This window comes from Micromonospora avicenniae (genome assembly GCF_900156065.1).
GTDB classification, from domain to species: domain Bacteria; phylum Actinomycetota; class Actinomycetes; order Mycobacteriales; family Micromonosporaceae; genus Micromonospora; species Micromonospora avicenniae.
In genome coordinates, this window is record NZ_FTNF01000019.1 from 75608 (window position 1) to 99825 (window position 24218).

A 24218-nucleotide genomic window follows, 5' to 3' on the forward strand; every position below is an offset into this window, starting at 1 on the left:
CGGATCAGCGGTGGTCGGTGGGCTGCCGCCGGAACCGGTCGACGAGTCTGCGCCAGTAGAGCTTGGCGGCCACCGCGGCGCCGGCCACGCCGCCGACCACCGCCTGCACGATGAGGCTGCCGGATCCCGCGTCCAGATAGGCCAGATGGGACACCAACCGCTCCTTTTCCTCGCCGTCACGACCGGCGTTCCGGAAAGGCAACGCTTGGGGGGCATTTGATCCGGAAAGCCGCTTTCATGCCACCGTACGCCGACAGCCGCCCCCGTGCGGCCACACCGGCCACCCCGGGCGCGTCCGTTTCGTTCAAGACACCCGACGGAGGGACTTCCTATCGTCGGGGCCATGACGCCTCGACTCGACCTGATCGGCCTGGTCACCACCGACATGGCCCGCACCCTGGACTTCTACCGCCGCCTCGGCCTGGACATCCCGGCCGGCGCCGACACCGAACCGCACGTGGAGGTGACCCTGCCGGGCGGGATCCGGCTCGCCTGGGACGACGCGGAGATGGTCCGCTCCTTCGACCCGGGCTGGACGCCACCGACCGGCAGCCCCCGGCACAGCCTGGCCTTCCGCTGTGCGGATCCGGCAGAGGTCGACCGGTGGTACGCCGAGCTGACCGAGGCCGGCTACGAGGGCCACCTGAAGCCGTGGGACGCGTTCTGGGGGCAGCGGTACGCGGTGCTGCACGACCCGGACGGCAACGGAGTGGACCTCTTCGCCCCGCTGCCCGCGAACGCTTGACCGTACGACGTGGACGGGCCGGTCAGCCGGCGGCGAGGAGGGCCGTCGGCGGCACCCCGGCCAACTCCCGCACGTCCCGGGTCAGGTGCGCCTGGTCGGCGTAGCCGCACCCGGCGGCCACCTCGGCCAGCGGCGTACCGGCCCGGGCCGCGGCCAGCGCCCGGCGCATCCGCAGGATCCGGGCGAGGGTCTTCGGGCCGTACCCGAACAGCTGCCGGCTGCGGCGGTGCAGGGCGCGGGGGTCGAGCCCGACCTCGACGGCGATCGCGGCCACCGGCAGGCCGGCCGCCGCGGCGGCCGCGACCCGGGTGCCGAGCGGATCAGGTCCACCGGCGTCCTGCAGCCGCCGCGCCACGATCTCCGTCAGCACCGACGCCGGGTCGGCGGCGGCCCGCTCGGCCAGGCCGGCGACGACACGATCGCCCCAGAGCGCGGCGAGCGGCACCCGGGCGTCGCGCAGCTCGTCGGCGGGCACGCCGAGCACAGCGGGACCGACGCCGGGCGGCAGGCGCAATCCCGTCCACCGCTCCCCCGGCGCGCTGACGCTCAGGAACGCCGTGCGGTCCGGGCCGGCCACGAGCAGCCCCGCGCGGCTGGACCAGAGCAGGTCCACGCAGCCGTCCGGCAGTACCCGGCTCTCCCGGGCGTCGCCCTGGTTGGCGCTGGTCCAAAGGGTGCTGCCCGCGATGCCGGCCGGTCGTTCCCGGTACACACCCGCCAGACTGCCACGTCGCGCCGCGGGCGGCGAACCGTGCCCGATCGGAACGACGCCGTACGCCGGCTAACGGTTCGGCAGGCGCACGGTGAAGACCGTACGGCCGGGACGGCTCTCCACGGTGACGGTGCCGTGGTGCGCCTCCACGACGGCGGCCACGATGGCCAGGCCGAGGCCGGTGCTGCCGTTGGCCCGGGATCGGGAGCTGTCGCCACGGGCGAACCGCTCGAAGATCTCCGCCTGCAACAATTCGGGGATGCCGGGTCCGTCGTCGGCGACGCCGAGCACCGCCGCGTCCGGCTCGGCGCGCAGCATGGTGGTGACCGTGGTGCCCGGCGGCGTGTGCGCCCGCGCGTTGGCCAGCAGGTTCGCCACCACCTGGTGCAGCCGGGCGGCGTCCCCGGAGACGGTCAGCGGCTCGTCGGGCAGATCGAGCTGCCACCGCTGTTCCGGCCCGGCCACGTGTGCGTCGCTGACCGCGTCCACGACGAGCGCCGTGAGGTCCACCGGCTCGGCGACCAGGGGGCGCCCGGAATCGAGCCGGGCCAGCAGCAACAGGTCGTCGACGAGGCTGGTCATGCGCGCGCTCTCCGACTCGACGCGGCGCAACGCGTGGGCCACGTCGGGCGGTACCTGGTCGTGGCCCCGGCGGGCGACCTCGGCGTACCCCCGGATCGCCGCGAGCGGGGTACGCAGCTCGTGGCTGGCGTCGGCGACGAACTGCCGGACCCGGGTCTCGCTGGCCTGCCGGGCGGCGAGGGCCGCGGCGACGTGCCCGAGCATCCGGTTCAGGGCGGCACCCACCTGCCCCACCTCGGTACGCGGATCGGTGTCCCCGCCCGGCACCCGCACCCACAGCGCGACCTCTCCCCGGTCCAGCGGCAGCTCGGTGACCCGGGCGGCGGTGGCGGCGACCCGGTTCAGCGGGCGCAGGGCGGCCCGGACGATGAGCGCGCCGAGACCGCCGGCGATCAGCAGCCCGACGGTCACCACCCCGGCCTGGGCGACGACCATCCACATGACCGTCTCCTCGACCCGGTTGAGCGGGATGGCTACGGCGAGCATGTGCCCGCCGGCCACCTGCCGAGCCACCGCCCGGTAGTCACCGCGGGCGCCGAGGTCGACCGTGTGCGGGCTGCCGTCGGCGCGCAACCGCGTCAACGGACCCACGTCCGCGGCGGAGACCGCCTCGACGTGACCGCTCTGCGCCTGGGTGCCCACCGTCGCGACGCCGTCGACCACGCACACCGCCAGGGAGCCCGGCGGGAATCCGCGCGGCGGCTCCGGGACGCGTGCCAGGGGACCGCACTGCGCACCCGGCCATGGCGGCTGGGAACCCTCGCGCAACCAGGGGGACGTCCCGCCCGGGCGGCGGTCGCTCATGGCGAGTTGGCTGTCCACCTGGCCGACCAGGAAGTGGCGCAGCGCCAGCGTGGTCAGGCTGCCGATGCCGATGCTGACCAGGGCGAGCAGCGCCACCACGGAGACCACCAGCCGGCGGCGCAGCGGCCAGCCGGCCAGCCGGCCGGCCAGCCGCCGGCGCGGATCAGTCTGCCGGTCGGAGGACATACCCCGCGCCGCGCAGCGTGTGGATCATCGGCTGCCGCCCGACGTCGATCTTCTTGCGGAGGTACGAGATGTAGAGCTCGACGACGTTGGCCTGCCCGCCGAAGTCGTAGTTCCAGACCCGGTCGAGAATCTGCGCCTTGCTCAGCACCCGGCGCGGATTCCGCATGAGGTAGCGCAGGAGTTCGAACTCGGTGGCGGTGAGGGTGATCGACTGGTCGCCCCGGCGTACCTCGTGGCTGTCCTCGTCGAGAGTGAGATCACCGACGGTGAGCACCGCGGCTTCCCGGACGGCGACGGCGAGGCCGGATCGGCGCAGCAGCGCCCGCAGCCGGGCGATCACCTCTTCCAGGCTGAACGGTTTGGTGACGTAGTCGTCCCCGCCGACGGTCAGGCCGGCGATCCGTTCCTCGACGGCGTCCCGGGCGGTGAGGAAGAGCACCGGGACGGTGGGCGCGTACTCCCGCAGCCGACGGAGCACCTGGAAGCCGTCCAGGTCGGGCAGCATCACGTCGAGCACCACCGCGTCCGGCTCGAACTGCCGGGCGGTGGTCACCGCCGCCATCCCGTTGTTCGCGCTGCGTACCTGCCAGCCCTCGTAGCGCAGCGCCATCCCGAGCAGGTCGGTCAGCGTCGGTTCGTCGTCGACCACCAGCACCCGGACCGGTTCGCCGTCCGGGCGGTGCAGCTCGATACGGCCAGCGGCCGCATGCCCCTCCATGACCATGCCCCCCATCGTGGGCGGCGTTCCTGAGTCCATCTTCTGCGGAACCTGTGTGCCAGCTGTGGGCGGCAGGTCGTCACTCGCTGACACCGAGGGGGTCGGTGCGCACGTAGCGCATCGTCCAGGCACCGGTAGCGTCCGGTTGTTCGCGTTCGTAGAGGTGCTCCGCGACACCTCCGACCGGCTCGTCGCCGCGCGGATGACGCATGATCCACCGCGTGGGCGGGCCGCCGTCCGGCCCGACCGGCAGCGCCCGGACCAGGTCGTGGGCGGGTCCGCCGATGAACCGTACGCTCACCTCGCCCATCGCCGCCCCCTCGGTGACCACGCCGGCACGCAGGGTGAAGCCGGCTCCGGCTCGGAAGCTACCGCACTTCTCGCGGCGACCGCAGCCGGCTCGCGGCGACGATCCCGGACCGCTGCGACACGGCCCCGGTTTGCCGGCTTCGGCGGTCGGGTACCGCGACCGGAGGCGCCCACTGGCGGGCGACCACGAGGACGAGGAGCCGCCGATGCGCACGCTGGACGGGCGGTACGAGCTCGAACAGCGCATCGGGGTGGGCGGGATGTCGGAGGTGTGGCGCGCCCACGACGTGGTGCTGGACCGGCCTGTCGCGGTGAAGGTGATGTCGCCGGGCCAGGACACCTCGGTGGAGCGGATCCGCGCGGAGGCCCGGTCGGCGGCCCGGTTGGTCCACCCGAACGTGGCGAGCGTGCACGACTTCGGCACCTGCGTGACGGGACCCGGCGGGCAGACCCCGTACATCGTGATGGAGCTGGCGGAGGGCGAGACGCTCGCCGTGCACCTGCGGGCCGGACCGCTGGACTGGCGGATCGCGGTACGGGTCTGCGCGGAGGTCTGCGCCGCCCTGGCGGCGGCACACGCCCACGGCATCGTGCACCGCGACGTGAAGCCGGCGAACGTCATCCTCACCCCGGCCGGCGCGAAGGTGCTCGACTTCGGCATCGCCACCTCGACCGGCGCCGCCGACCCGGCACCGGACGGGATGCTGGTGGGCACCCCCGCGTACCTCGCCCCGGAACAGCTGGACCGGGTGCCGGCCACCCCGGCGGCCGACATGTACGCCCTCGGCGTCCTGCTCTACTACTGCCTCAGCGGGCGGTTGCCGTACGAGGCGGACAGCGCCACACGACTGCTCGACCCACGCCGGCGAGAACCGCCGCGGCCGCTGCCGGAGATCGCGGGACTGCCAGCGGAGGTGGCGGAGCTGTGCCACCGCTGCCTGACCGAGGAGCCGGACGAGCGGCCGACCAGCCTCGTCGCCGCGCTGCTGCTGGCCGAGGCGGTGGACGCCCGGGTGTACGTGCCGTTGCAGCTGTCCCCGGCACCCCGGCGCGGCCCTGCGGCGGTGTCCCCGTGGACCGAACGGGCCGCCGCGCAGGTGACCGAGGCCGCGCTGGCCATCAGCCGGTCCGGCCGGCTCGCCGAGCGCTGAGACTCCCGTGTGCCCGGTGGGCGGCTCGCCCGCCGGCACGCGAGCTCGGGCGATCGGCTCGCCGAAGGCACACGGCGGGGCGGTCGGCGTGTCAGCGACGGTTTCACCGGTCGAGGGTCGGGTAGCCGGGCGCTGAGGAACGGGAGGAACGCCATGCCGGACCCGAGTTCATGGCTGCATGAGGCCGCCGCGACCGCCGAGGGCGGCCACGTACGCACCGACGACGGCGGGCTCTCCACCGCGCTGGCGTCCCCGCTGGCCGCGCACTGCACCGGGCTGCGACCCGAGCAGCTGCTGGCCGCGGCGTTCGCGTCCTGTCTGCACCACGCGGCGGTGGAGGCGGCCGGCCGGATCACCGACGAGGCGCACACCGTGCAGGTGCGGGCCGAGGCGAAGCTCGGACGCGACGACGACGGGCGCTACCGGGCGGACGTCCACGCGTCGATCTCGTCGGCGGGGCTGACCCGGGAGCAGTTGGCCGACCTGGTGGAGCACGCCGACGAGATCTGGCCGTTCTCCAGCGGTGACAACAGCCGGCACCGGCTCACCGTCACCCCGGCGGAGAACGGCCGCCGCTGAGCCGGCCGCTACCAGCGGAAGCTCGCGGTCACCGCGCGATGGTCGCTGTCCGGTGTGCGCAGCACCCCGGCCGAGGTCGCGGTCAGACCCCGGTACAGGACATGGTCCGGGCGGGTCAGCGGAACCGCGGCGGGCCAGGTGAAGCCGAACCCGCGCCCGGCGTCGGCCTGCGCGTCGTGGAGCAGCCGGGCGAGTGGGAGGAACATCCGGTCGGTGCTGGCCGTGTTCAGATCGCCCAGGACGATCAGACGCCGGGCCGGGTCCGTGCGCAGCCGGTCCGCCAGGGCGTCGAGTGTCTGGTCCCGGGTGGTGGTGTCGCCGGCCCGCGCCGAGCCGAGGTGCACCACGTACACCGTCAGGTCGCCGCCCGGGGCGGCGACGACGGCCCGCAACGCCCTGGTCCAGCCCAGGCCGGTGTCGACCCCGACCCGCTCCCGGATCGGGTGCCGGCTGTGGAGCGAGACCGTGGAGATGGTCGCCCGGTGCGGGTAGTCGTGAGCCAGGACGGCGTCCACCCGGTCGTCCTCGGTCACCTCCTGCAGGGCGATCAGATCGGCGCCGGACGAGGCGAGGGCACGTACGGTGGCCGCCGGGTCCGGGTTGCCGGCCCGCAGGTTCTGGCTGGCGGTGCGCAGGGGCGCGGCGACCTGCGCCGGGGTGGGGCGGAGCCAGGCGCCCGCGTAGAGCGCCGCCCAGACCGTGGCGGGCAGCAGCACCGCGACCAGAGCGAGGCGGGAGCGGCGCAGCAGGGCTGCGAGGGCGAGCAGTGGGACCCCCACGCCGAGCAGTGGGGTGACGCTGTCGACGAGGCTACCGAGGCCCCGGACGTTCGGTATCGCGCGGTGCCCGGCCAGCACGGCGGCGAGGAGCACGGCCGCGCCGACGAGGAGCCGGCCGCGCCGGCCGCGCCGAGGTGACGACCCGCACCCTCGGCCACGGCTCGACCCCGAGGCGCGGGAGGCACTGACCGCCGCCGCGGGTGGCCCGCCCGACCCATCGTCCGGGTGGCTGTTCGGCCCATAGGCCGATCGGCTGTTCGGCGGAGGCGAAACCCGGTCGCGCCCCACTTTGCCAAGATCACCCATCCGCCCTGCTCATGTCGTCATTACGGTCATGGCGGGAATACCCGGATCGCACGTTTCGTCACCTTCTTGGCCAGCCGACCGCAATGACCACTCGGATGGTGGCAAATTGTGGCGCATGCCACTAACCAGGCAGATGGCAGGCGACGCTCGAGTTTCTAGCCTCGGCGAGTGCATCCCGACGACCCCACCGCGCAGGAATTGACCAACCGCGACACCGCGACCCGTCCAGCCGATGATGCATCCTCCGAACGGATGAACGGGCGACATCGCGCGCTTGAAACGCCCCGCCGCAGCGCGCGGGCACTGTTGACCTCGACGCCCATGCGGATCGCCCTCGCCACCGGTGTCAGCTGCTGCCTCGGCCTCGCCACGTACGCCGGCACCCGCACCGCGGCGGACGACCGGACCGAGCCGGCGGCCGAGGCGGTGGCCGAGCGGGCGGCGCTGGCCGACGAGCGCGCCTCCCGATCCATGGAGCGCACCGCCGCCCCCTCCGCCCCGGCCAGCCCCAGCCCGAGCGCGACGCCCAGCCCGACAGCGACGGTCAAGAAGGCGCCGAAGAAGCCGAAGAAGCCAACGAAGCCGCGGCCCGTGGCCGGGCTCACGCAGGCGCAGATGGACAACGCGAAGATCATCGTTGACGTCGGCCGCCAGCTGCACGTCCCCAAGCGTGGCCTGATCGTCGCGGTGGCCACCGCGATGCAGGAGAGCGACCTCTACAACTACGCCAGCGGCGTGCTACCCGAGTCCCAGGACTACCCGCACCAGGCCATCGGCTGGGACCACGACTCCGTCGGGCTGTTCCAGCAGCGCCCCAGCAGCGGCTGGGGCACCGTACGGGACCTGATGCGTCCGGCGTACGCGGCGAAGGTGTTCTACCTCGCCCTGCTCGAGGTGCCCGGCTGGCAGGACATGGCCATCACCTACGCGGCCCAGTCCGTGCAGATCTCCGCGTTCCCCGACGCGTACGCCCAGCACGAGGAGCGCGCGACCACCGTCGTCAACGCGCTCACCTGACGGCGTCAGCGCGTCCGGGCGCCGTCAGCGCCCGCCCGGCGGCTCGGTCACACCCGCCACCCCCGCCCGGGTCGCAGGCACCCCGGGACCGGTCGCTCCCGCGGCCGCGGTCGGCGTTTCGGCGGGCACCGGCTCGACGCTCACCCCGCCGAGCAGCTCGTCCACCCGCGTCACATGCCGCCGGCGGGCGCGCAGCGCCGCCTCGAACTCCCGGCGCGCCTGAACCGCCTCGGCGTACGCCCGCTCGCGCACCCGCTGTGCCTCCTCACGCGCCGCGTCCAGCTCGAACCGCGCCCGCGCCAGGATCTCGGCCGCCTCCCGCTCCACCTGTCCGACGGCGAGTCCCACCACCGCGGCGTCGTCCGGGTCGAGCCGGCGCAGCAGCCCGCAGAGCCCCGTCGCCTCCTGCCGGATCCGGTCCCACTCCCGGCCGGCCCCGGCGGCGCTCTCCGCCCACGCCGCGAGCCGGGTCAACCGGACCGCGAGCTCATCGAGGCAGGCGTCCACCTGCCGCTGGTCGTAGCCGATCTCAACGACGGAGAACCTCATGCTGTCGCTCCCAGGCAGCCGGAAAACCTTCCCCTCCTGGATCGTCGGCCGTGCGGCGCGCCGCCGCCGAGCTTCGGGAAAATTGTTCAGCATGCGAGCGCCGCCGTGGGTCCGCAGCACACGGCGAGGGCGGACGGCGGAGCACACGGCGAGGGTGCACGGCGATGCGGGCCGGCGACGGACGCGGGCGTGGGGAGGCGAGGGGACCTGGACCGCCGTCAGGGGCGCTTGGGCAGCACGACCACTCGCCCGAAGAACTCGTCGATCCGGTGCACCACGTCGTTGAAGTCGTCGAGGTCGATGGGCTTGGTGACGTACGCGTTGGCCTGCAGGGTGTAGCTGCCGATCACGTCCGTGTCCGCGTTGGAGGTGGTCAGTACCACGACCGGGATCGTGCGCAGATCCTCGTCCTGTTTAACCTCGCCGAGCACCTGCCGCCCGTCCATCCGGGGCATGTTCAGGTCGAGCAGGATGACGTCCGGGCGCACGGCGCCGGCGTGCCGGCCCTCCCCCCGGAGGAACTCCATCGCCTCCTGGCCGTCGCTCACCACGTCGATGACCTTCTCGACCTCGGACTCCCGGAGAGCCTCCTCGATCATCAGCACGTCGCCCGGGTCGTCGTCTACCACGAGGATGCGGACCGGGTTCGGGCTGTCTACGCCCATGAGCTACCTGCCTCTGGTCTGGCGGGAACGGGACTTCAGGGTCACGTCCTGGCGGGGAAATGTAGCCGATCACGGGACGATCCATGACAGCCGGGTCGATCGGTTCCGGCGGACAGGGGCGCGACGCTTGCAGCGAGGCAAGTATAGGCGCCGGTGGTCCGGCGGCTGATCACCGTCGGCCCCGCGCCTGCGGGTTGGTGAGGCCGCAGGCTGCTGCCGGGCGGTGGCTCCGACCTGTTGTTACGATCGCCTCGATCCGGCCGACCGGCAGCCTGTGGAAAGGCGTGAACGTGGTACTCCACGGGCGGACACCCGAGACGACACCGCTGAGCCTGAGCGTCGACCGCTCGAACCCGGCGGCGCCGCTGGTTCGGGTCGGTGGGGATCTCGCGTACACCACGGCGGGACCGCTCCGCGAGGAGATCGACCGGCTGCTCGCCGGCGCCCCGCCCGCCGTCGTCCTGGACTTCGCCGACCTGCTCTTCATCGACAGCACCGGGTTGGCCGTGATCGTGCACGCCTGGCGGCAGGGCCAGGAGGCCGGCACCGCGCTCGAACTGCGCACGGTTCCCCGGTTCCTGGGCACGATCCTGGACATGACCGGCGTCACCGGCCTGCTGAGCCGACCGTCGCCGGGCCGGCCGTCGGCGCCGGGCCAGCCGGAGAACGGCCGGCCCACAGCCACCGCCTGACCGACCGCGCAGCGGCACCGACTCCGGGAATGGCGGCGCCGGGCCGTCCCGGTGGCGGGGCGGCCCGGCGCGCGGGGTGGCCCCCGACCCTGGGACCAAGGGTCAGGGGCCGGAGGAGGGTCTTCACGTCGCGGTGACAGGCTGCAGCCGCGGCCCCCCGGTACGCTGCTCGGCCGCCGGAGGCGGCGGCTCAGCGTCCTCGGGTGGGCCGGAATCGGGCGTCTGGAACAGGTAGCGGACGAACTCCGCTCCCGCCTCGTTGTCGTCCGCACCAGGCCACTGGCCGATGCAGTCGACCCCGATGACCTCCCGGCCAGTGCCGTCGGCCTCTTCCAGCAGGGCCCACAGGCTCACCGGGTAGCAGCGGGTGGCTTCGGGTGCGATCTGCCAGCGGGCGTACCAGCCCGGCCGGGCCGGGACGATCTCGACGATCCGCTTCATGACGACCTTCCCTTCCGCGTGCCTCGGAAGAACTCCGGTCCTGGCTTGATCGTGCGGCCCGGTCGGGTGAGCGCCCCTCACCCCGCCCGGATGAAGCCGCCGCCCACGACAGCCGCCCCGGCCCGGTGGCGCCCGTTTCGTGGTCGGCGACGCCGGGAAGGCGACCAGCGGAACCACGATCCCCAGCGGAAGGGGCGTCACCATGCGCAAGCAGATGGAGGGCGACAACCAGCGCCGCCGAGCCCTCGCGCGGCAGGCTCGGGAGCAGGGCAGGCAGCCGAGCGAGACGGGCGCCAGCCTGAGCGCCTCCAAGCAGCTCACCAGCCTCGACCGGGGCAAGCGCGTCGGGCCGCCGCCCGCCGGCGTCCGGCACAAGCCGGACAGCACCCGGGGCGGTCCGTCCCCACCCCAGGCCGGTGCGCCGACGAACCCCCGGCCGCAGGTGGCGCCGGGTGTGAACACGGGCGGTACGACGACGATGGGCTACCACGCCCTCGTCGACGACGTTCGGCGCCGAGCCGGTGTCGACTTCCGTACGGCCAAGGTCGGCGCCGAGGCGACCGTGCTGGTACTGGCGTTCGCGCTCGACGAGGCGGAACGACGCCGCCTGCTCGCGGCCGTACCCACGTCGCTGCGCGACGTGCTGCCGGTTGACGGGATCAAGCAACGCCGCGACGTGTCCGGTTTCCTCGCCGAGGTGGGACGGATCAGCGGCAACACCCCGGAGGAGGCCCGCTACCAGGCCGAGGCGACGCTCGCCGCGCTCGCCGACGCCGACGGTGACCTCGTCGAGTCGTTGCGCGTCCCGGACGGCCTGCGGGAGCTGCTGGAGCCGACACCGGTCGGCGGTGGTGTGGTGGGCGCCAACACCTCCACGGCCCCGCTCACCGAGGCGGAACTCACGGCGGTGCTCGCCGACATGCCGTACTGGTCCGGCGGCAGCGAGGGGCTGCACCGGGTGGTGGCACTACCGGCCGACAACCTCGACCGGGTACTCGACCGCATCGAGCGGCTCCAGCAGGAGAACGGACGCGCGCCGACGATCGCCCGGCCCGGCCCGACCGCGGCCGTGCTGACCGTCCGGTCCACGCGGGCGGGCGCGGTGACCGCGCAGGACGTGGATCTCGCCCGGCAGGTCGACGCCGCCATCGACGAGGCGGGAGCGGGGATGGCCAACGGCTGACGGCGGGGACCGGCGGGCCGAACGCGGTCCGCCGGTCCCGCCTCCCCCCGGTGGTCCGGACGTCGGCTACGGTGCCAGGCATGGACCGCGCCGCCGACCGGCTGGAACTGGTCACCGACCCGGCGCGGCCAACCGGACGCCTGCTGCTCGCGGCAGGCGTCGAGCAGTCGTACGTCGACGTCCACGACCCTCGTCACCTGCACTTCGAGTACGTCCGCCGGATGGCCGCCGTGGCGGACCTCGCGGCTCCCGCCGGCACCGCGCTCGCCGTACTGCACCTCGGCGGCGGCGCGCTCACCCTCCCCCGGTACCTCGCGGCCACCCGACCCGGGTCGGCTCAGCTGGTGATCGAGCGGGACCCTGCGGTGGTCGAGCTGGTCACCCGGGAACTGCCGGCCCTGCCACCGGCGGTGCGGGTGCGGATCGACGACGCGCGCGCCGCGGTCACCGCCGAGGCGCCGGCCCGGTACGACCTGGTGCTCGCCGACATCTACCGGGCAGCCCGGATGCCGGAGCACGTGCGCACCATCGAGTTCGTCGCCGAGGTGGCCCGGACGCTGCGTCCCGATGGCGTCTATCTGGTCAACGTCACCGACCTGCCGCCGCTGGTGGCCACCCGGGTGCACGTCGCCACGCTGCGCGCGGTCTTTCCGGACGTGTGCCTGATCGGCGACCGCCGGATGCTGCGCGGCCGCCGGTACGGCAACCTGGTGATCGCCGCCGCCGCGCGCCCCGGCCGGTTGCCGGTGGCCCGAATCTACGCCGCCGCCGTCCGGGACCACGTACCGGGAAACGTCCTGCACGGCGCCGCGCTCGACACCTTCGTCGCAGGGGCCCGACCCGCCACCGACGGCTGAGCCCGGGTTTCCGGGCCCCCGGCTGGGGTAGCCGCGCCGGATGAGGGACGCCGACGACCGGAGGACGGCCAGACGGGCGTTGGTCGTCATCGGGTTGGTGCTGGCCACCCTGCTCGTGCTGGCGTTCGTGCGCGCCACCAGCCGGATACTGATCTGGACCGTCGTGGCGGCCTTCTTCGCGGTGGCGCTCAAGCCCCTCGTCGACCTGGTGCAGCGCCGGCTGATCCGGCGGCGTGCGCTGGCCACGCTGGTCGTCTTCACGATCACCTTCGTCGTCCTCGCCGCACTGGCCGCGCTGATCGTGGTGCCGCTCATCGACGACCTGGTCCGGTTCACCGAACGGGCTCCCGAGCTGCTGCGCGAGGCGCGCGCCGGGCGGGGCCCGGTGGGCCGGCTGATGGACCGGATCGGGCTGCGCGACTACCTGGCCAACCACTCCGACCAGATCCGCCAGTACGGTGAGCGGCTGCGCCAGCCGGCGGTGGGGGTTCTGCGCAGCGTCGCGGAAGGGGTGTTCGGGCTGACCACAGTCATCGTCCTGGCGTATCTCATGGTCCTGGAGGCCCCGCGGATGACCCGTGCGGCGCTGGCGAGAGCCGATGAGGCGCGAGGCGAGCGGTGGCGGCGGGTCGGCCGCGAGATCTCGCGAACCGTCACCGGCTACCTCACCGGCAATTTGCTGATCAGCCTGATCTGCGGCCTGCTGACGTTCCTGGTGCTGTTGCTGACCGGCGTGCCGTTCGCCGCGGTGATCGCCCTGCTGGTGGCGGTCGCCGACCTGATCCCCCTGGTCGGCGCCACGATCGGCGCGATCATCGCGATCGGCGCGGCGTTCCTGCACTCGACCACTGCCGGCATCGTCGTGCTGGTCTTCTTCGTGATCTACCAGCAGATCGAGAACCACCTGCTGCAGCCGGTCATCCTGTCCCGGTCGGTACGGCTGGACCCCCTGACCGTGCTCATCAGCGTCCTGCTGGCCGCCGAACTGGCCGGGCTCGTCGGGGCCCTGCTCGCCATTCCCGCCGCGGGCATCGTACGGATCCTGGTGCGCGAGTACGCCCCCCGACGCCGCACCCCCTGACACCCCGCCCCCGGCAGGGCGCACTTTCACGGAAGGAGTGCCCATCCTGGCGCGGATGAGCACTCCTTCCGTGAAAGTGCGTGGAGTCGGGCTCGGTTCGTCGGGTCGCGGTCAGGGGCGGCGGGCGGGGACTTCGGGAGTGGTGCTCTCCAGTGGCACGGCGTTCGCCGGGATCAGGCCGAGCTGCACCGCCGGGCGGGGCAGGGTCGCGTCGAGCAGCCAGTCCGCGGTGATCCGGGTGCGGTTCGCGGGCATCGCCAGCAGGTGGTAACCGCGGGTGACCGTCTTCGCCGGAAGGCCGCCCAGGTTGACCTTCAGCGGGTTCGCCGCGGCGTCCTTGCCGCCGAGGTCGACCACCCAGCCGAGGTCGTGGTGCCGGTACGGCCGGCGTTTCCCGTGCCCGTACGAGGCGGCGATGTTGTGCGCGGCCAGCTTTCCCTGGCGCTGGGCGTGCTGCGCCGTCATCGCGCAGATCTGCCCCGGCCGGGTCAGGTCGGGCACGGCCGCCGCGTCGCCGCAGGCGTACACCTCCGGGAAGCCGGGGACGTTGAGGAACTCGTCGGTGACCAGCCGCCCCCGGTCGGTCCGCAGTCCCAGCTCGGCCACGAACGGGTCCGGGCGGACCCCGACGCACCAGACCAGGGTGCACGTGGGCACGTACTCGCCGTCGGTGAGCTTCACCCCGTCCGCGGTCGCCTCGGCCACCGAGGTGCCCATCCGCACGTCGACGCCCCGGCGTTCGAGCACCCGGTGTGCGGTCGTCGACATCCGCTTGTCCATCTCCGGGAGTACCCGCGGGGCCACGTCGAGCAGCATCCACCTGGGGCGCTGGGTGAGCCTCGGACGCTGGGCGTGCAGCGCGTCGGTGAAGAGCTGGCCGTGCGCGGCCACCTCGGTCCCCGTGTAGCCGGCGCCGACCACCACGAAGGTCGCCCGCGCCTGCTGCTCGGCCGGATCCTCGGCCTGCTCGGCCAGCTCGAGCTGCCGGATCACGTGGTCGTGCAGGTAGAGCGCCTCGGGCAGACCACGGAAGCCGTGCGCGTACTCGGTCACCCCGGGGATCGGCAGCAGCTTGTTGACGCTGCCGACGGCGAGCACCAGCCGGTCGTACGCGAGGCGGTTGCGATCCCCTTCCGGCTGGGTGAAGCCCACCCAGCGGTTCTGCAGGTCCACCTCGTCGGCCTCGCCGATCACGACCCGGACCCCGTCGAGGGTGCCGGTCAGTGGCACCGCGACCCGGGTGGGCTCCACCACGCCGGCCGCGACCTCGGGCAGCAGCGGCAGGTAGAGGAAGTAGTCCGTCGAGTTCAGCAACACGATCTCGGCCCGGCTGCCGGCCAGGCGGCTCAACGTCTTCGCCGCGTGGTAACCGGCGAACCCGGCCCCCACGATCACCACACGAGGCTTCGTCATTGCGATCACGTTCCCGCCGACACGCCGGACAAACGTGGCCTCAGCCGGGTAGGTCGGGCGGGGGCCCACTCGGACTCGACGGCATTCATGCCCGGCGATATAGACAGGGGCGGTCATCGATGGCGAGGATGCGGTCATGGGAAATGACGACAGCGGCGTCCGGTCCACGAGGCCCACCCGCCGCACCCTCCTGTCCGCCGCCACCGCCGCCACCGCCGCAGCCGTGGCCGTACCCGCGTTCATCGAGCCGGCCGCCGCCTCCGGCGACGGCAAGACGCCCGGCCCCGGCCAACCGGCGCGGCCGCAGTCGCCGGACCGCGAGCTGCGTGACCTGCTCCGGGCCGTCGACCAGCGCCGGATCGAGGCGATCGTCCGCCGGCTGGCCGCGTTCGGCACCCGGCACACCCTCTCGGCGCAGGACGACCCCGAGCGCGGCATCGGCGCGGCCCGGGACTGGATCTACGACCAGATGCGGGAGTACGCCGCCGCCTCCGGCGGCCGGATGACCGTCGAACTCCAGTCGTACATCCAGCAGCCGGCGTCCCGGATCCCGGCGCCCACCCGGATCACCAACGTGGTGGCGACCCTGCGCGGGGAGACGTCGCCGAACCGGACGTACGTGGTGACCGGCCACTACGACTCCCGGGCCACGAACGTGATGGACGCGGTGAGTGACGCCCCGGGCGCGGACGACGACGCGTCCGGCGTGGCGGTGGTCATGGAGCTGGCCCGGTTGATGGCCACCCGCCGCACGGCGGCGACCATCGTCTTCGCGGCGGTGGCCGCCGAGGAGCAGGGCCTCTACGGCTCCGCCCACCTGGCCCAACAGCTCAAGGCCGCCGGCGCCGACATCCAGGGCATGTTCAGCAACGACATCGTGGGCAGCAGCACGGCCGACGACGGCACCCGCGACCCGCGCGTCGTACGGCTGTTCGCCGAGGGCGTGCCGACCGCGGAGACCCCCGGGGAGGCGAACACCCGAAGGTCGGTCGGCGGGGAGAACGACTCACCGTCGCGGCAGCTGGCCCGCTTCGTCAAGGACGTCGCCGACAACGGCGCGACCGGCATGGACGTCCGGGTGATCTACCGCCGCGACCGCTACCTGCGGGGCAGCGACCACATCTCGTTCCTCGAGCAGGGCTGGCCGGCGGGCCGGTTCACCGAGCCGCACGAGGACTTCGCCCACCAGCACCAGGACGTGCGGACGGTGGACGGCAAGCAGTACGGCGACCTGCCGGAGTTCTGCGACTTCGGCTACATCACCCGGGTGGCCCGGGTGAACGGCGCGGTGCTCTGGTCGCTCGCGCAGGCGCCCGGCACCCCGAAGGGGGCGATCATCGTCACCACCGACCTGACCAACAACACCACGCTGCGCTGGCAGCGCGGCACCGAGCCCGAGCTGGCCGGCTACGAGGTGCTCTGGCGCGAGACCACGGCCGCGGAGTGGCAGAAGGTGATCCCGGTCGGCGACGTCACGCAGGTCACGATCGATCTGTCCAAGGACAACGTCTTCTTCGGCGTACGGGCGGTGGGCCGTTCCGGCCTGCGCAGCCCGGTGGCCTTCCCCCGCCCGGGCAGCTGAGGCGGCCCGCCGGTGAGCCGGCCTCACCCCTTCCGGGTGGGGCCGGCTCACCCGGGCCCGTGCGACGGTCGCCGCGGAAGGAGGCAGTGTGATGAGCATGCCGATGTCCAACGACCAGCGGCAGCCGATCTACCTGCGGCAGAGCGGGCGTAAGCAGCTCACGGCGCGGCAGCGGCGGCGGGTCGAGCAGAAGCAGGGCCGCATCGAACGCCTGGGCGGTCAGGCGAAGGAGACACGCGGTCCCGGCCGCTGAGCCGGGCGGCGCGTACGGCCCGGCCGGGCGAGCAGGCGCCGGCCGGGTCCCGGTCGGCGCGGCACCGGCCGGCGCCGGCGAAGCCGCTTACGGTGACGGCTCAGGGCTTCGCGGTCATCGCCCAGCGCTCGTGGTCACGCCACGCCCCGCCGACGAACAGGTAATCCGGCGAGAACCCCTCCAACCGGAAGCCGAGTCCACGGGCCAGCCGCTTGGACGGCTCGTTGCCCGGCTGGATGTTCGCTTCGAGCCGGTGCAGGCCGAGCACCGTGAACGCGTGCTCGATCACCAGCCGGACACCGGCCGACGCGTGCCCCGTGCCGCTGTACGGCAGAAACGCGGCGTAGCCCAGGTAGCCGCCGCGCAGCGCGCCCAACACGATGCCGCTGATGTTCGCGTACCCGGCGATCGCGCCACTTTCCCGGTCACAGATCAGGTACCCGTCGTTCTCCCGCCGGCGGTTCTTACGCAGGTACGCCGCGTACTCCTCGGGCGTGTCCGGGGCGGCGAGCCAGGGCTGGTGCAACTCGCGGCTGCGCCGGGCCGCGGCGATGAACTCGTCCTCGTCGGCGGGTCGCGGGCGGCGGATGCCGACACGTTCGTCGGTACGCAGATATCTCACGGTGGATCACTCTGACGAGCCGCCGCCACGCCGTCCATCGCATTCCACGCCGGTGTGGCCGACGTCTCCGCCGGACGTGGCGGCGTGGGGCCGGGCGGCACCCGACCGACCGGGTCCGGGGTACGCGATCCGCCCGTCGCCGACGACAACCGAGCGGTACGGATCACATGGGACCGGGATGTGGCTGGTCGAGCGGCATGGGCACCTGCAGGAACGTCAGTCCGCGCAGGTCGAGCCGGGCCCAGTTGGGCGAGCGGACGAACCGGAGCATCACCTGGGCGCAGCTCGGGCAGCGCCCGATCAGCCCGGGCGCGTGACTGTAGACGCGCATGGTGCCCATCGGGCCGACCATTCCGCAGTTCTCGCACCGCCCCGTGGCCCCGCTCAGATCGACGGCGAACAGCTCGCGCAGCGGCCCGTCCATCATGTTGCCGTCCAGGTAGGACATGTCGGTCATCGGTGTCTCCTCGCCGGTCAGCCGGTCGGCCCGAACCGTTCGGTCTTCACACGCCGCGTCTGGTGCCCCAACCCGACGAGCAGGTCGGCGACGGTCTCCACGAACCCGGTCGGGCCACAGACGTAGTTCACCGGTTCCAGGCCGGGCGGCCATCCGTGATTGTTGACGTCGGCCAGCCCGATGCGGTGCGGGTCGCCCCGCCACCCGTCCGGCGCCCTGCGGGTGTACACGTACGCCACGTCCAGTCCGAGGTCGTCGCGGCCGCGCCGGCGCAGCTCGTCGGCGTAGATGACGTCGTCCGGCGTGCGTACCGAGTAGAGCAACCGGAACGGCACCCGGCTGCCGGCCGCCCGGCGGGCCCGCAGCATCGCCATCAGCGGCACGATCCCCGAGCCGCCGCCGACCAGCAGGACGGGCGCGGTCTCCTCCGGGCGCCACACGAACCAGCCGCCGACCGGCCCGCGTACCTCCACCGGGTCGCCCTCGCCGTAGACGTCGATGAGGTACGGCGACACTTCGCCGTCGGGCACCCGCTGCACGGTCAGCTCGATGCGCGGCCCGCCCGGGCCGTCCACCACCGGTCCTGCGATCGAGTATGAGCGGGCGGCCTGATACCCGTCGGGAGCGGTGAGCCGGACGTCGAGGTGCTGGCCCGGCAGGTGCCCCGGCCAGCCGGGCACCTCGAGCACAATGGTGTGCGCGGTCGGGGTCTCCACCCGGCGTTCGACCAGCCGGGCGACCTGCCAGGTCAGTGGAGCGCGTGCCGGTGGGCGCACCGCGGCGGCGCGCTCAGTCACCCTGGTACCGCTGTTCGCGCCACGGGTCGCCGTAGTCGTGGTAACCGGCGGCCTCCCAGAATCCCGGCCGGTCGGCGGTCATCAGCCGCAGACCACGTACCCACTTGGCGGATTTCCAGAAGTAGAGGTGCGGCACCAGCAGGCGGGCCGGCCCGCCGTGCTCCGCCGGGAGGTCTCCGCCCTCGAAGGTGTGCGCCACCCAGGCCCGTCCGCCGCGCAGGTCGTCGAGCGGAAGGTTGGTGGTGTAGCCGCCGTAGGAGTGTGCCGTCACGTACGCGGCATTGGTGTCGATGCCGTCGAGCAGCGTGTCCAAAGAGACGCCCTGCCAGGTGGTGCCGAGCTTGGACCACCGGGTGACGCAGTGGATGTCCACCTCTGGTGTCTCCTGTGGCAGCGCCATCAGCTCAGACCAGGACCAGCGGTACTCGGCGCCGGTCTCGGTGGTGATGACGAACTCCCAGCTGTCCAACGGCACCTTCGGCGTCGGCCCCGCGGAGAGCACCGGGAAGTCCTCGGTCAGGTACTGCCCTGGAGGTAGGGCCGGCTCCGACGAGCGGGGCCGGCCCTGGAAGCCTGGCGACACGATTCCCACCAGACAGTCGTACCACCTGTGCCGGTCGGCGCGGGACCGTTCCCCCTTACGGTGTGACGATTTCCGCTTGACCTTGACCGACGGTGGCCCCGCGACCGCACCGGCCACGGTGGTTGGTCACCGCCGCTCGACAACGACCTCGCGCTCCTCCGACTCCTGGGTGCGAGTGGCGCGAAGGCTGGTGATCGTGACGATCGCGAGAACGGCGATGATGACGCCGAGCGAGGCCAGCGTCGGAATCTGCGGCACGCCTGCCCAGACGCCGTGCGCCCAGTGCAGGCCGAGCTTGACGCCGATGAACGCCAGGATGACCGCCAGGCCGTAGCTGAGGTGCACCAGTCGGCTGAGCGCGGCGTGCAGCACGAAGTAGAGCGCGCGCAGGCCGAGCAGTGCGAACGCGTTGGTGGCGAAGACCAGGTACGGGTCCTCGGTGATGCCGTAGACGGCCGGCACCGAATCGACCGCGAAGACCACGTCGGTGGCGAGCACCGCCACCACCACTAGCGCGAACGGCGTGAGCGCGCGCCGTCCGGACTGGCGTACCGTCATCCGGGTGCCGTGGTAGTCGTCCACGACGGGCATGAACCGCCGCAGCAGCCGGACCGAGCGCATCTTGTTGATGTCCACCTCCTGCTCGTGCCCGGTGAGGGCGTCGCGCAGCAGCTTCACCGCCGTGGCGATGAGGATGATCGCGAAGAGCAGGAAGGCGAAGTCGAGCGTCTCCAGGGCAGCCGCGCCGAGAGCGATGAACACCGCCCGCAGCACCAGGGCGCCGGCGATGCCGTAGAGAAGCACCCGCTGGGCGAGCACGGCGGGCACCGCGAACGCGGCCAGCAGCAGCATGAAGACGAACAGGTTGTCGACGGAGAGCGACTTCTCCACCAGGTAACCGGTGAGGTACTGCACGCCGAGCTCGGAGTCGTAGCGGTTCCACACCCAGGCGCCGAAGGCCAGCGGCAGGGCGATGTAGAACGCCGACCAGGCGAATGCCTCGCGGAGGGAGACCTCGTGCGGGCGGCGGGTGACGAGGAAGTCGAGCACCAGCAGCGCTAGCACGCCACCGATCGTCACCGCCCAGAGAGTGGGGGTGCCGACCGTCGACAGCTCCGCGGCGGACAGGTACGACAGCTCGGACATAGGGCCTCCTCGAACACCGTGCCATGTTCGAGGTCTCCTTCACCCACTTCCGTGGGCAACCACCCGAGGCGCGCCTGGCACGCCGTACTGACCGGAATGGTTCGTGGGAAGTACTCCCCTCGCGGGTCAAGGTTAGGTCAGGCACCGGCCTCACGCCAGCCGGGGGCGTTGTCGCGTGTCGATGGTTGCCCAGGTCAACCGCATTCCGGCGCCGGGTTTCCGGCCGGCCGGGGATCGACGCGCGGAGATATCGGTCGGTCTCACTCGTCCGGCGCCAGCTCAGAGACCGCTACGCCGCAGCGTGGCCCCGGGCGCCATGGCCGGCTCCACCATCTCCCGGTAGTCCCGCGGCAGCTGGGTCATCACGTCGTCGAACTCGCCTCCGGTGATCGCCTCGCGCAGCGTCGTCAGGACCGCCCGCACGGCGTCGCGAGCCGCGGCCTCCTCGACATCGGCACGGAGCGCTACCCGGGCGATGAACTCGGCCGCCCCGAACCGGTCGGCCGCCTCGATGCGTGGACTCGGCTTCAGCACCAGCTGCAACGGCTTGGGAAGTTGGACCGCGAGGTCCAACACCTCACCCCCGGTCAGCCGCTCGGCAAGCGTCTCCAGGGTGGCCGAGGTCAGGGCGACGGCACGCTCGGAGGACGCCTTCGTCCGATGTGCCACCTGGTCGATGAAGGTGTCGTAGTTCATCGCGTGCTCCTCGCCGGCTACGTCGAGGCCTCCGCGTACCCCCTGACCGGTTCGGGAAACGACGCGGGACCGCTCCCGGGCCGGCGGGGTCGTCGACCTGCTCGCCGGTTCGCCGCTCGTCCGCGTTCCGGCCGATCCGGACGGACAGGACTTCCGCCCTCCCCCGCTCGGCGATTTTCCGGCTCCAGCGGCGTGACGGCCCGGCAGGCGGGTAACCGCCGCCGGTCGTGACCGGATCGATGCCCGGAGGAGCCGACGCCATGGCGAGTTACGCCGACGTCCTGCAGTACCTGTCGAGCCTGGACTACCCGGCCGAGAAGGACGACGTGATTCGGGAGGCCGAACGGGAAGGAGCGCCGCCGGACGTGCTGAAGGCACTGCGGGCGCTACCGCCGGTGGACTACGCCAACGGCAACGAGGTGGCTCGTTCCGCCGGAATCGAGGCCGCGCCCGAACTCAGCGCGTCGCAGCGAGCGGCGCAGGCCCGCGACCGGCACCCGCGCGTCTCGCAGCACTTGCGCGGTATCTGAGCGGACGCCGCCTCGTGCCCGTCGAACGGCGGGTACGGGGCGGCGGTGGACGACCGGACGGTGGAGTTCCTCGTACGAGGCCGGCCGTCCGGTCCAGCGCATGCGGCAGGAGCCGGTCGTCATTCGCCTTGGAACAGGCGGGCGCCCCGGGTCACGAACCGCGACCTGGGGCGCCACACAGAACCTGCCCAGGTAGCCGCGTGGCCCGAACCGGGCCGCAGCCACCACGCAGTCCCTACGCCCGAACCGGGCAAGGCAGGACCGCCTCGATCATCATACAGTTCGCATCGTCCGAACGGTCGATAACGCTGAGACTGTGGGCCAGCCCACGTCACCGTTTCAGCTCATTACCTCCGCGTAACGCTTCTCCAGGTCGACCCGCGCCAGCGCACCCACCAGCCAGGCGAGCCGTTCCGACTCGCCGCCACCGGCGAGTCCGGCCAGGTCACCCGCGGAACGGCCGAGCCCGAGCCGGCGCGCCGCGGCCAACGCCCGCCGGTCAGCCACCGGCGCCACCTCACGCCAGAGCGCCTGCGCCTCCCGCAGGAACAACTCGACCACCTCGCCATCTACCCCGGGCAGTTCCGTGAGCAGCTTCCGCTCCTGGCTCGGGTCGTACTGCGCCTTGGCGCGCAGCCGGCGCAGATCACCCCGGTACCGGTCGACGACGGTACGCGCGAGATCGCCCAACGTGCTGGCGAGAGCGTCGACGTCACCGCGCTGACCGGCCTCACGCAGCACCCCCACCCGGTCCTCGTGCAGCGAGCGGGCCAGCCGGGCGGCACTGTCCCAACCGGCCGCCCGCAACGCCTGTGCGCTCTCCACCGCGCGCCGGAAGTCGCCCCGCCGGGACAGCAGCACCGACAGGTAGAGCAGTTGGAAGAGGCTTGACGGGTTGTTGGTTACCTGGAAGCCGTACTGTTCGGCGAACCCGCGCCCGCTGCCGGCGAGCCGGCGCACCAGGCGCTTCTTGTCCTCGATGCTGGAGATCGGCATGGATGCGACTACCCGCGCCGCCGCCGGTCACACTCGGCCGGCGACGGCGCGGAACGGACTCCGATCGGGTCGAACCGGGCGACGGCGATCCCACCGGGACCACCGCGACGCCGGGTCAGCCGTGCAGACCGCCACTGCGGTCGCGAGCCTTGAGCCGGGTGGTCGGTAGCGCCGGGGCGGGCAGCGGCGGCGCGGGGTCGTCGGCGACCACGCCGAAGCGCCGACCCGCCATCCAGTCCTCACGAGCGGCCGCCACCTCCTCGTGGGAACGCCCGACGAAGTTCCACCACATCACGAGAGGCTCCTCGAAGGGCACACCGCCCAGCAGCAGCAACTGGCTGCCGGGCGTGCCGCGCAGCGTGAGCTGGTTGCGCCCCACGCCGAGGTAGAGCAGCGCCCCCGGTTCGAAGGACACCCCGTCGACCTCCGCGGCGCCGGACATCGCCAGCAGGCCGTACTCGAAGTCGGGCCGTAGCGGCATGTCGGTCGGCGCCGTACTGGTCAACTCCAACTGGGCGCCGACGAGCGGGGTGTGCACCACCGCCGGCGACCGCTCCCCCGCGATCTCGCCGACCAGCAGGGTCGCGTCCAGCCCGCCGTCGCGCCACCGGGGCAGGTCGGCGTGGTGGGCGAAGTCGGGCGCGCCGGCCCGCGCGGAGTCCGGCAGCGCCACCCAGAGCTGCACGCCGTGCATCACCGGCGGGTGCGTCGCGGGTGACCGTTCCGAGTGCGCGATACCGTGCCCCGAGGTCATCACGTTCAACTGGCCGGGCCGGATCGGCTGGACACTACCCAGGCTGTCCCGGTGCAGGATCTCGCCGTCCAGCAGCCAGGTCACCGTCTGCAGGCCGGTGTGCGGGTGCGGCGGCACCTCCATGCCGGGCCGCTCGGCCACATCATCGGGCCCGAAGTGGTCGACGAAGCACCAGGCGCCGACCATCCGCCTCTGCCGCTGCGGCAGCAACCGCCGTACCGTCGTGTACCGACCCAGCGGCACGTCGTGACCAGGCAACAGCACGCTGCCGGGATCGACCGCCGCCACGCCAGGTGGCCGGGTCTCTGCCGGCAATGATTCCGTACGCTTCACCGCCCGACTGTACGCTGCGCCCTCGCATCGCCGAGCGTCTTCCCCGCCCGTTCCGCGGACCCCGCCCCGCGCGCCCAGCCTGCTCCTCGACGCCCCGCCACTTCCCGTCGCCAGGTACCACGGCAGGCTGAACACCGGGCCGGCCACGAGGGCCCGCTCGCCCGGGTGCGGATGCGTTGCCACACGTGACCCGGCTCGCGGCGTGCGCGGGCGCACCGCTGCCCGGCTCGTCTCGGGCTGTGGGGTGGGCGGGCCCGCCTTCGGCGCTCGACCCGTGGGGCCGCGGCGCCGCACTCGGCCCGGCCCGTTCGCGGGCTCACCGCTGCCCGGCGTCGTCTCGCGCTGTGAGGTGGGCGGGCCCGCCGACGGCGCTCGACCCGTGGGCCGCAGCGCCGCACTCGGCCCGGCCCGTTCACGGGTTCGCCGCTGTCCGACTCGGTGCCGGGGTTGGCCGGGTTCGGGTATGCCGTTGGCCGGCACCCGGGTTCGGGTGCCGGCCAACGGTTGAAGCTCATGCGCTGTGTGGTTGTCAGCTGTTCCAGTAGTGGCCGACGAGGTCGGCGGCCTGCTGTTCCCACTGGGCGTAGGCGTCCGGGTAGGCCGACACCTGCACGGTCTGGGCGGCCTGGGTCAGCGGCATGTCGTGCCAGCCGTCGACCTGCTTCAAACCCTTCAGGAACGCGGTGGTGGCGTACTGCGG

29 protein-coding genes are annotated in these 24218 nt (G+C 72.9%); 11 read left to right on the forward strand and 18 right to left on the reverse strand.

All coding sequences use genetic code 11. The features are described 5' to 3' along the window. Nucleotides 1–4: 4 nt before the first annotated feature. Nucleotides 5–154, reverse strand: coding sequence for a hypothetical protein (locus tag BXA10_RS31645; RefSeq protein WP_175649291.1), 150 nt, complete (start codon nucleotides 152–154; stop codon nucleotides 5–7). 189 nt (nucleotides 155–343) lie between these two features. On the opposite strand from BXA10_RS31645, the gene BXA10_RS23995 reads away from it, so the two are divergent. Continuing rightward, on the forward strand, nucleotides 344–745 hold the full coding sequence (locus tag BXA10_RS23995) for a VOC family protein (protein ID WP_076473079.1): 402 nt from the start codon (nucleotides 344–346) through the stop codon (nucleotides 743–745). Between the two features lie 22 nt (nucleotides 746–767). Here the strand turns inward: BXA10_RS23995 and BXA10_RS24000 are convergent, their stop codons facing one another. The 4 genes from BXA10_RS24000 to BXA10_RS24015 all read right to left on the reverse strand — a co-directional run bounded on the left by BXA10_RS24000 (nucleotide 768) and on the right by BXA10_RS24015 (nucleotide 4078). After that, nucleotides 768–1457 (reverse strand): helix-turn-helix domain-containing protein, encoded by a 690-nt coding sequence (locus BXA10_RS24000; protein ID WP_076473080.1) that lies wholly within the window; start codon nucleotides 1455–1457, stop codon nucleotides 768–770. 69 nt (nucleotides 1458–1526) lie between these two features. Beyond that, on the reverse strand, nucleotides 1527–3029 hold the full coding sequence (locus BXA10_RS24005) for a sensor histidine kinase (protein ID WP_076473081.1): 1503 nt from the start codon (nucleotides 3027–3029) through the stop codon (nucleotides 1527–1529). Next, nucleotides 3007–3753, reverse strand: a complete 747-nt coding sequence (locus BXA10_RS24010) for a response regulator transcription factor (RefSeq protein WP_425436111.1) — start codon at nucleotides 3751–3753, stop codon at nucleotides 3007–3009. The genes BXA10_RS24005 and BXA10_RS24010 overlap by 23 nt, the downstream gene beginning before the upstream one ends. Nucleotides 3754–3826: 73 nt before the next feature. Beyond that, a complete protein-coding gene (locus BXA10_RS24015) occupies nucleotides 3827–4078 on the reverse strand; it encodes a hypothetical protein (protein WP_245828412.1) in 252 nt (83 codons plus the stop codon). Between the two features lie 184 nt (nucleotides 4079–4262). Here BXA10_RS24015 and BXA10_RS24020 point away from each other — a divergent pair, with 184 nt between their 5' ends. After that, nucleotides 4263–5207: a serine/threonine-protein kinase gene (locus BXA10_RS24020; RefSeq protein WP_076473114.1), complete on the forward strand. Its 945-nt coding sequence runs from the start codon at nucleotides 4263–4265 to the stop codon at nucleotides 5205–5207. 153 nt (nucleotides 5208–5360) lie between these two features. Continuing rightward, nucleotides 5361–5786 (forward strand): OsmC family protein, encoded by a 426-nt coding sequence (locus BXA10_RS24025; RefSeq protein ID WP_076473082.1) that lies wholly within the window; start codon nucleotides 5361–5363, stop codon nucleotides 5784–5786. Between the two features lie 8 nt (nucleotides 5787–5794). Here BXA10_RS24025 and BXA10_RS24030 read toward each other — a convergent pair whose 3' ends face one another. After that, a complete protein-coding gene (locus BXA10_RS24030) occupies nucleotides 5795–6658 on the reverse strand; it encodes an endonuclease/exonuclease/phosphatase family protein (RefSeq protein ID WP_076473083.1) in 864 nt (287 codons plus the stop codon). A 381-nt stretch (nucleotides 6659–7039) separates the two neighbouring features. On the opposite strand from BXA10_RS24030, the gene BXA10_RS24035 reads away from it, so the two are divergent. Then, entirely contained in the window at nucleotides 7040–7888 is an 849-nt protein-coding gene (locus BXA10_RS24035; RefSeq protein ID WP_076473084.1) for a hypothetical protein, read from the forward strand. 24 nt (nucleotides 7889–7912) lie between these two features. Here the strand turns inward: BXA10_RS24035 and BXA10_RS24040 are convergent, their stop codons facing one another. Both BXA10_RS24040 and BXA10_RS24045 read right to left on the reverse strand, forming a co-directional pair. After that, on the reverse strand, nucleotides 7913–8437 hold the full coding sequence (locus tag BXA10_RS24040) for an ATPase (RefSeq protein WP_076473085.1): 525 nt from the start codon (nucleotides 8435–8437) through the stop codon (nucleotides 7913–7915). Nucleotides 8438–8655: 218 nt separating this feature from the next. Further along, complete coding sequence (locus tag BXA10_RS24045; RefSeq protein ID WP_076473086.1) at nucleotides 8656–9102, reverse strand: response regulator; 447 nt, start codon at nucleotides 9100–9102, stop codon at nucleotides 8656–8658. 284 nt (nucleotides 9103–9386) lie between these two features. On the opposite strand from BXA10_RS24045, the gene BXA10_RS30520 reads away from it, so the two are divergent. Further along, entirely contained in the window at nucleotides 9387–9794 is a 408-nt protein-coding gene (locus BXA10_RS30520) for an STAS domain-containing protein (protein WP_245828414.1), read from the forward strand. A 123-nt stretch (nucleotides 9795–9917) separates the two neighbouring features. On the opposite strand, the gene BXA10_RS24055 is transcribed toward BXA10_RS30520, so the two are convergent. Beyond that, entirely contained in the window at nucleotides 9918–10235 is a 318-nt protein-coding gene (locus BXA10_RS24055; RefSeq protein ID WP_076473087.1) for a hypothetical protein, read from the reverse strand. Between the two features lie 202 nt (nucleotides 10236–10437). Between BXA10_RS24055 and BXA10_RS24060 the strand changes: the two genes are divergently transcribed. From BXA10_RS24060 to BXA10_RS24070, 3 genes are all read left to right on the forward strand, one after another. After that, nucleotides 10438–11418 (forward strand): DUF2267 domain-containing protein, encoded by a 981-nt coding sequence (locus tag BXA10_RS24060; protein ID WP_076473116.1) that lies wholly within the window; start codon nucleotides 10438–10440, stop codon nucleotides 11416–11418. 80 nt (nucleotides 11419–11498) lie between these two features. Further along, the gene (locus tag BXA10_RS24065) at nucleotides 11499–12275 is read left to right on the forward strand and encodes a spermidine synthase (protein ID WP_076473088.1); all 777 of its coding nucleotides are present in this window, start codon (nucleotides 11499–11501) and stop codon (nucleotides 12273–12275) included. A gap of 40 nt (nucleotides 12276–12315) precedes the next feature. Further along, a complete protein-coding gene (locus BXA10_RS24070; protein WP_076473089.1) occupies nucleotides 12316–13356 on the forward strand; it encodes an AI-2E family transporter in 1041 nt (346 codons plus the stop codon). A gap of 111 nt (nucleotides 13357–13467) precedes the next feature. Here the strand turns inward: BXA10_RS24070 and BXA10_RS24075 are convergent, their stop codons facing one another. Beyond that, nucleotides 13468–14769, reverse strand: coding sequence for an NAD(P)/FAD-dependent oxidoreductase (locus BXA10_RS24075; RefSeq protein ID WP_076473090.1), 1302 nt, complete (start codon nucleotides 14767–14769; stop codon nucleotides 13468–13470). A gap of 136 nt (nucleotides 14770–14905) precedes the next feature. Between BXA10_RS24075 and BXA10_RS24080 the strand changes: the two genes are divergently transcribed. Further along, nucleotides 14906–16351 carry a M20/M25/M40 family metallo-hydrolase gene (locus BXA10_RS24080; RefSeq protein WP_076473091.1) on the forward strand — a complete coding sequence of 482 codons (1446 nt, stop codon included), beginning with the start codon at nucleotides 14906–14908 and terminating at the stop codon, nucleotides 16349–16351. Between the two features lie 91 nt (nucleotides 16352–16442). Continuing rightward, nucleotides 16443–16604 carry a hypothetical protein gene (locus tag BXA10_RS31650; protein WP_175649288.1) on the forward strand — a complete coding sequence of 54 codons (162 nt, stop codon included), beginning with the start codon at nucleotides 16443–16445 and terminating at the stop codon, nucleotides 16602–16604. A gap of 100 nt (nucleotides 16605–16704) precedes the next feature. On the opposite strand, the gene BXA10_RS24085 is transcribed toward BXA10_RS31650, so the two are convergent. The 6 genes from BXA10_RS24085 to BXA10_RS24110 form a co-directional block, all read right to left on the reverse strand. Further along, a complete protein-coding gene (locus tag BXA10_RS24085) occupies nucleotides 16705–17226 on the reverse strand; it encodes a GNAT family N-acetyltransferase (RefSeq protein ID WP_076473092.1) in 522 nt (173 codons plus the stop codon). 163 nt (nucleotides 17227–17389) lie between these two features. Beyond that, nucleotides 17390–17683 (reverse strand): DUF6510 family protein, encoded by a 294-nt coding sequence (locus BXA10_RS24090; protein WP_076473093.1) that lies wholly within the window; start codon nucleotides 17681–17683, stop codon nucleotides 17390–17392. Nucleotides 17684–17700: 17 nt separating this feature from the next. Continuing rightward, complete coding sequence (locus BXA10_RS24095) at nucleotides 17701–18480, reverse strand: ferredoxin reductase (protein WP_425436112.1); 780 nt, start codon at nucleotides 18478–18480, stop codon at nucleotides 17701–17703. Beyond that, nucleotides 18473–19063, reverse strand: coding sequence for a sulfite oxidase-like oxidoreductase (locus BXA10_RS24100; protein ID WP_217696837.1), 591 nt, complete (start codon nucleotides 19061–19063; stop codon nucleotides 18473–18475). The genes BXA10_RS24095 and BXA10_RS24100 overlap by 8 nt, the downstream gene beginning before the upstream one ends. A 126-nt stretch (nucleotides 19064–19189) precedes the next feature. Continuing rightward, nucleotides 19190–20209, reverse strand: coding sequence for a TerC/Alx family metal homeostasis membrane protein (locus BXA10_RS24105; RefSeq protein ID WP_076473094.1), 1020 nt, complete (start codon nucleotides 20207–20209; stop codon nucleotides 19190–19192). Nucleotides 20210–20488: 279 nt separating this feature from the next. Continuing rightward, a complete protein-coding gene (locus tag BXA10_RS24110; protein ID WP_076473095.1) occupies nucleotides 20489–20905 on the reverse strand; it encodes a DUF2267 domain-containing protein in 417 nt (138 codons plus the stop codon). 260 nt (nucleotides 20906–21165) lie between these two features. Here BXA10_RS24110 and BXA10_RS24115 point away from each other — a divergent pair, with 260 nt between their 5' ends. Then, complete coding sequence (locus BXA10_RS24115) at nucleotides 21166–21435, forward strand: DUF2795 domain-containing protein (protein ID WP_076473096.1); 270 nt, start codon at nucleotides 21166–21168, stop codon at nucleotides 21433–21435. A 339-nt stretch (nucleotides 21436–21774) separates the two neighbouring features. Here the strand turns inward: BXA10_RS24115 and BXA10_RS24120 are convergent, their stop codons facing one another. Beyond that, nucleotides 21775–22431 (reverse strand): hypothetical protein, encoded by a 657-nt coding sequence (locus BXA10_RS24120; RefSeq protein WP_076473097.1) that lies wholly within the window; start codon nucleotides 22429–22431, stop codon nucleotides 21775–21777. Nucleotides 22432–22546: 115 nt separating this feature from the next. Further along, a complete protein-coding gene (locus BXA10_RS24125) occupies nucleotides 22547–23518 on the reverse strand; it encodes a pirin family protein (RefSeq protein WP_076473098.1) in 972 nt (323 codons plus the stop codon). Nucleotides 23519–24218 lie beyond the last annotated feature (700 nt).

Bases quoted from the DNA above. Each gene is read 5' to 3' on its own strand.
- BXA10_RS23995 (WP_076473079.1), top strand. From the start codon at position 344: ATGACGCCTCGACTCGACCTGATCGGCCTGGTCACCACCGACATGGCC.
- BXA10_RS24005 (WP_076473081.1), bottom strand. From the start codon at position 3,029: ATGTCCTCCGACCGGCAGACTGATCCGCGCCGGCGGCTGGCCGGCCGG.
- BXA10_RS24010 (WP_425436111.1), bottom strand. From the start codon at position 3,753: ATGGTCATGGAGGGGCATGCGGCCGCTGGCCGTATCGAGCTGCACCGC.
- BXA10_RS24020 (WP_076473114.1), top strand. From the start codon at position 4,263: ATGCGCACGCTGGACGGGCGGTACGAGCTCGAACAGCGCATCGGGGTG.
- BXA10_RS24025 (WP_076473082.1), top strand. From the start codon at position 5,361: ATGCCGGACCCGAGTTCATGGCTGCATGAGGCCGCCGCGACCGCCGAG.
- BXA10_RS24040 (WP_076473085.1), bottom strand. From the start codon at position 8,437: ATGAGGTTCTCCGTCGTTGAGATCGGCTACGACCAGCGGCAGGTGGAC.
- BXA10_RS24045 (WP_076473086.1), bottom strand. From the start codon at position 9,102: ATGGGCGTAGACAGCCCGAACCCGGTCCGCATCCTCGTGGTAGACGAC.
- BXA10_RS24055 (WP_076473087.1), bottom strand. From the start codon at position 10,235: ATGAAGCGGATCGTCGAGATCGTCCCGGCCCGGCCGGGCTGGTACGCC.
- BXA10_RS24060 (WP_076473116.1), top strand. From the start codon at position 10,438: ATGCGCAAGCAGATGGAGGGCGACAACCAGCGCCGCCGAGCCCTCGCG.
- BXA10_RS24065 (WP_076473088.1), top strand. From the start codon at position 11,499: ATGGACCGCGCCGCCGACCGGCTGGAACTGGTCACCGACCCGGCGCGG.
- BXA10_RS24070 (WP_076473089.1), top strand. From the start codon at position 12,316: ATGAGGGACGCCGACGACCGGAGGACGGCCAGACGGGCGTTGGTCGTC.
- BXA10_RS24075 (WP_076473090.1), bottom strand. From the start codon at position 14,769: ATGACGAAGCCTCGTGTGGTGATCGTGGGGGCCGGGTTCGCCGGTTAC.
- BXA10_RS24080 (WP_076473091.1), top strand. From the start codon at position 14,906: ATGGGAAATGACGACAGCGGCGTCCGGTCCACGAGGCCCACCCGCCGC.
- BXA10_RS31650 (WP_175649288.1), top strand. From the start codon at position 16,443: ATGAGCATGCCGATGTCCAACGACCAGCGGCAGCCGATCTACCTGCGG.
- BXA10_RS24090 (WP_076473093.1), bottom strand. From the start codon at position 17,683: ATGACCGACATGTCCTACCTGGACGGCAACATGATGGACGGGCCGCTG.
- BXA10_RS24105 (WP_076473094.1), bottom strand. From the start codon at position 20,209: ATGTCCGAGCTGTCGTACCTGTCCGCCGCGGAGCTGTCGACGGTCGGC.
- BXA10_RS24110 (WP_076473095.1), bottom strand. From the start codon at position 20,905: ATGAACTACGACACCTTCATCGACCAGGTGGCACATCGGACGAAGGCG.
- BXA10_RS24115 (WP_076473096.1), top strand. From the start codon at position 21,166: ATGGCGAGTTACGCCGACGTCCTGCAGTACCTGTCGAGCCTGGACTAC.
- BXA10_RS24120 (WP_076473097.1), bottom strand. From the start codon at position 22,431: ATGCCGATCTCCAGCATCGAGGACAAGAAGCGCCTGGTGCGCCGGCTC.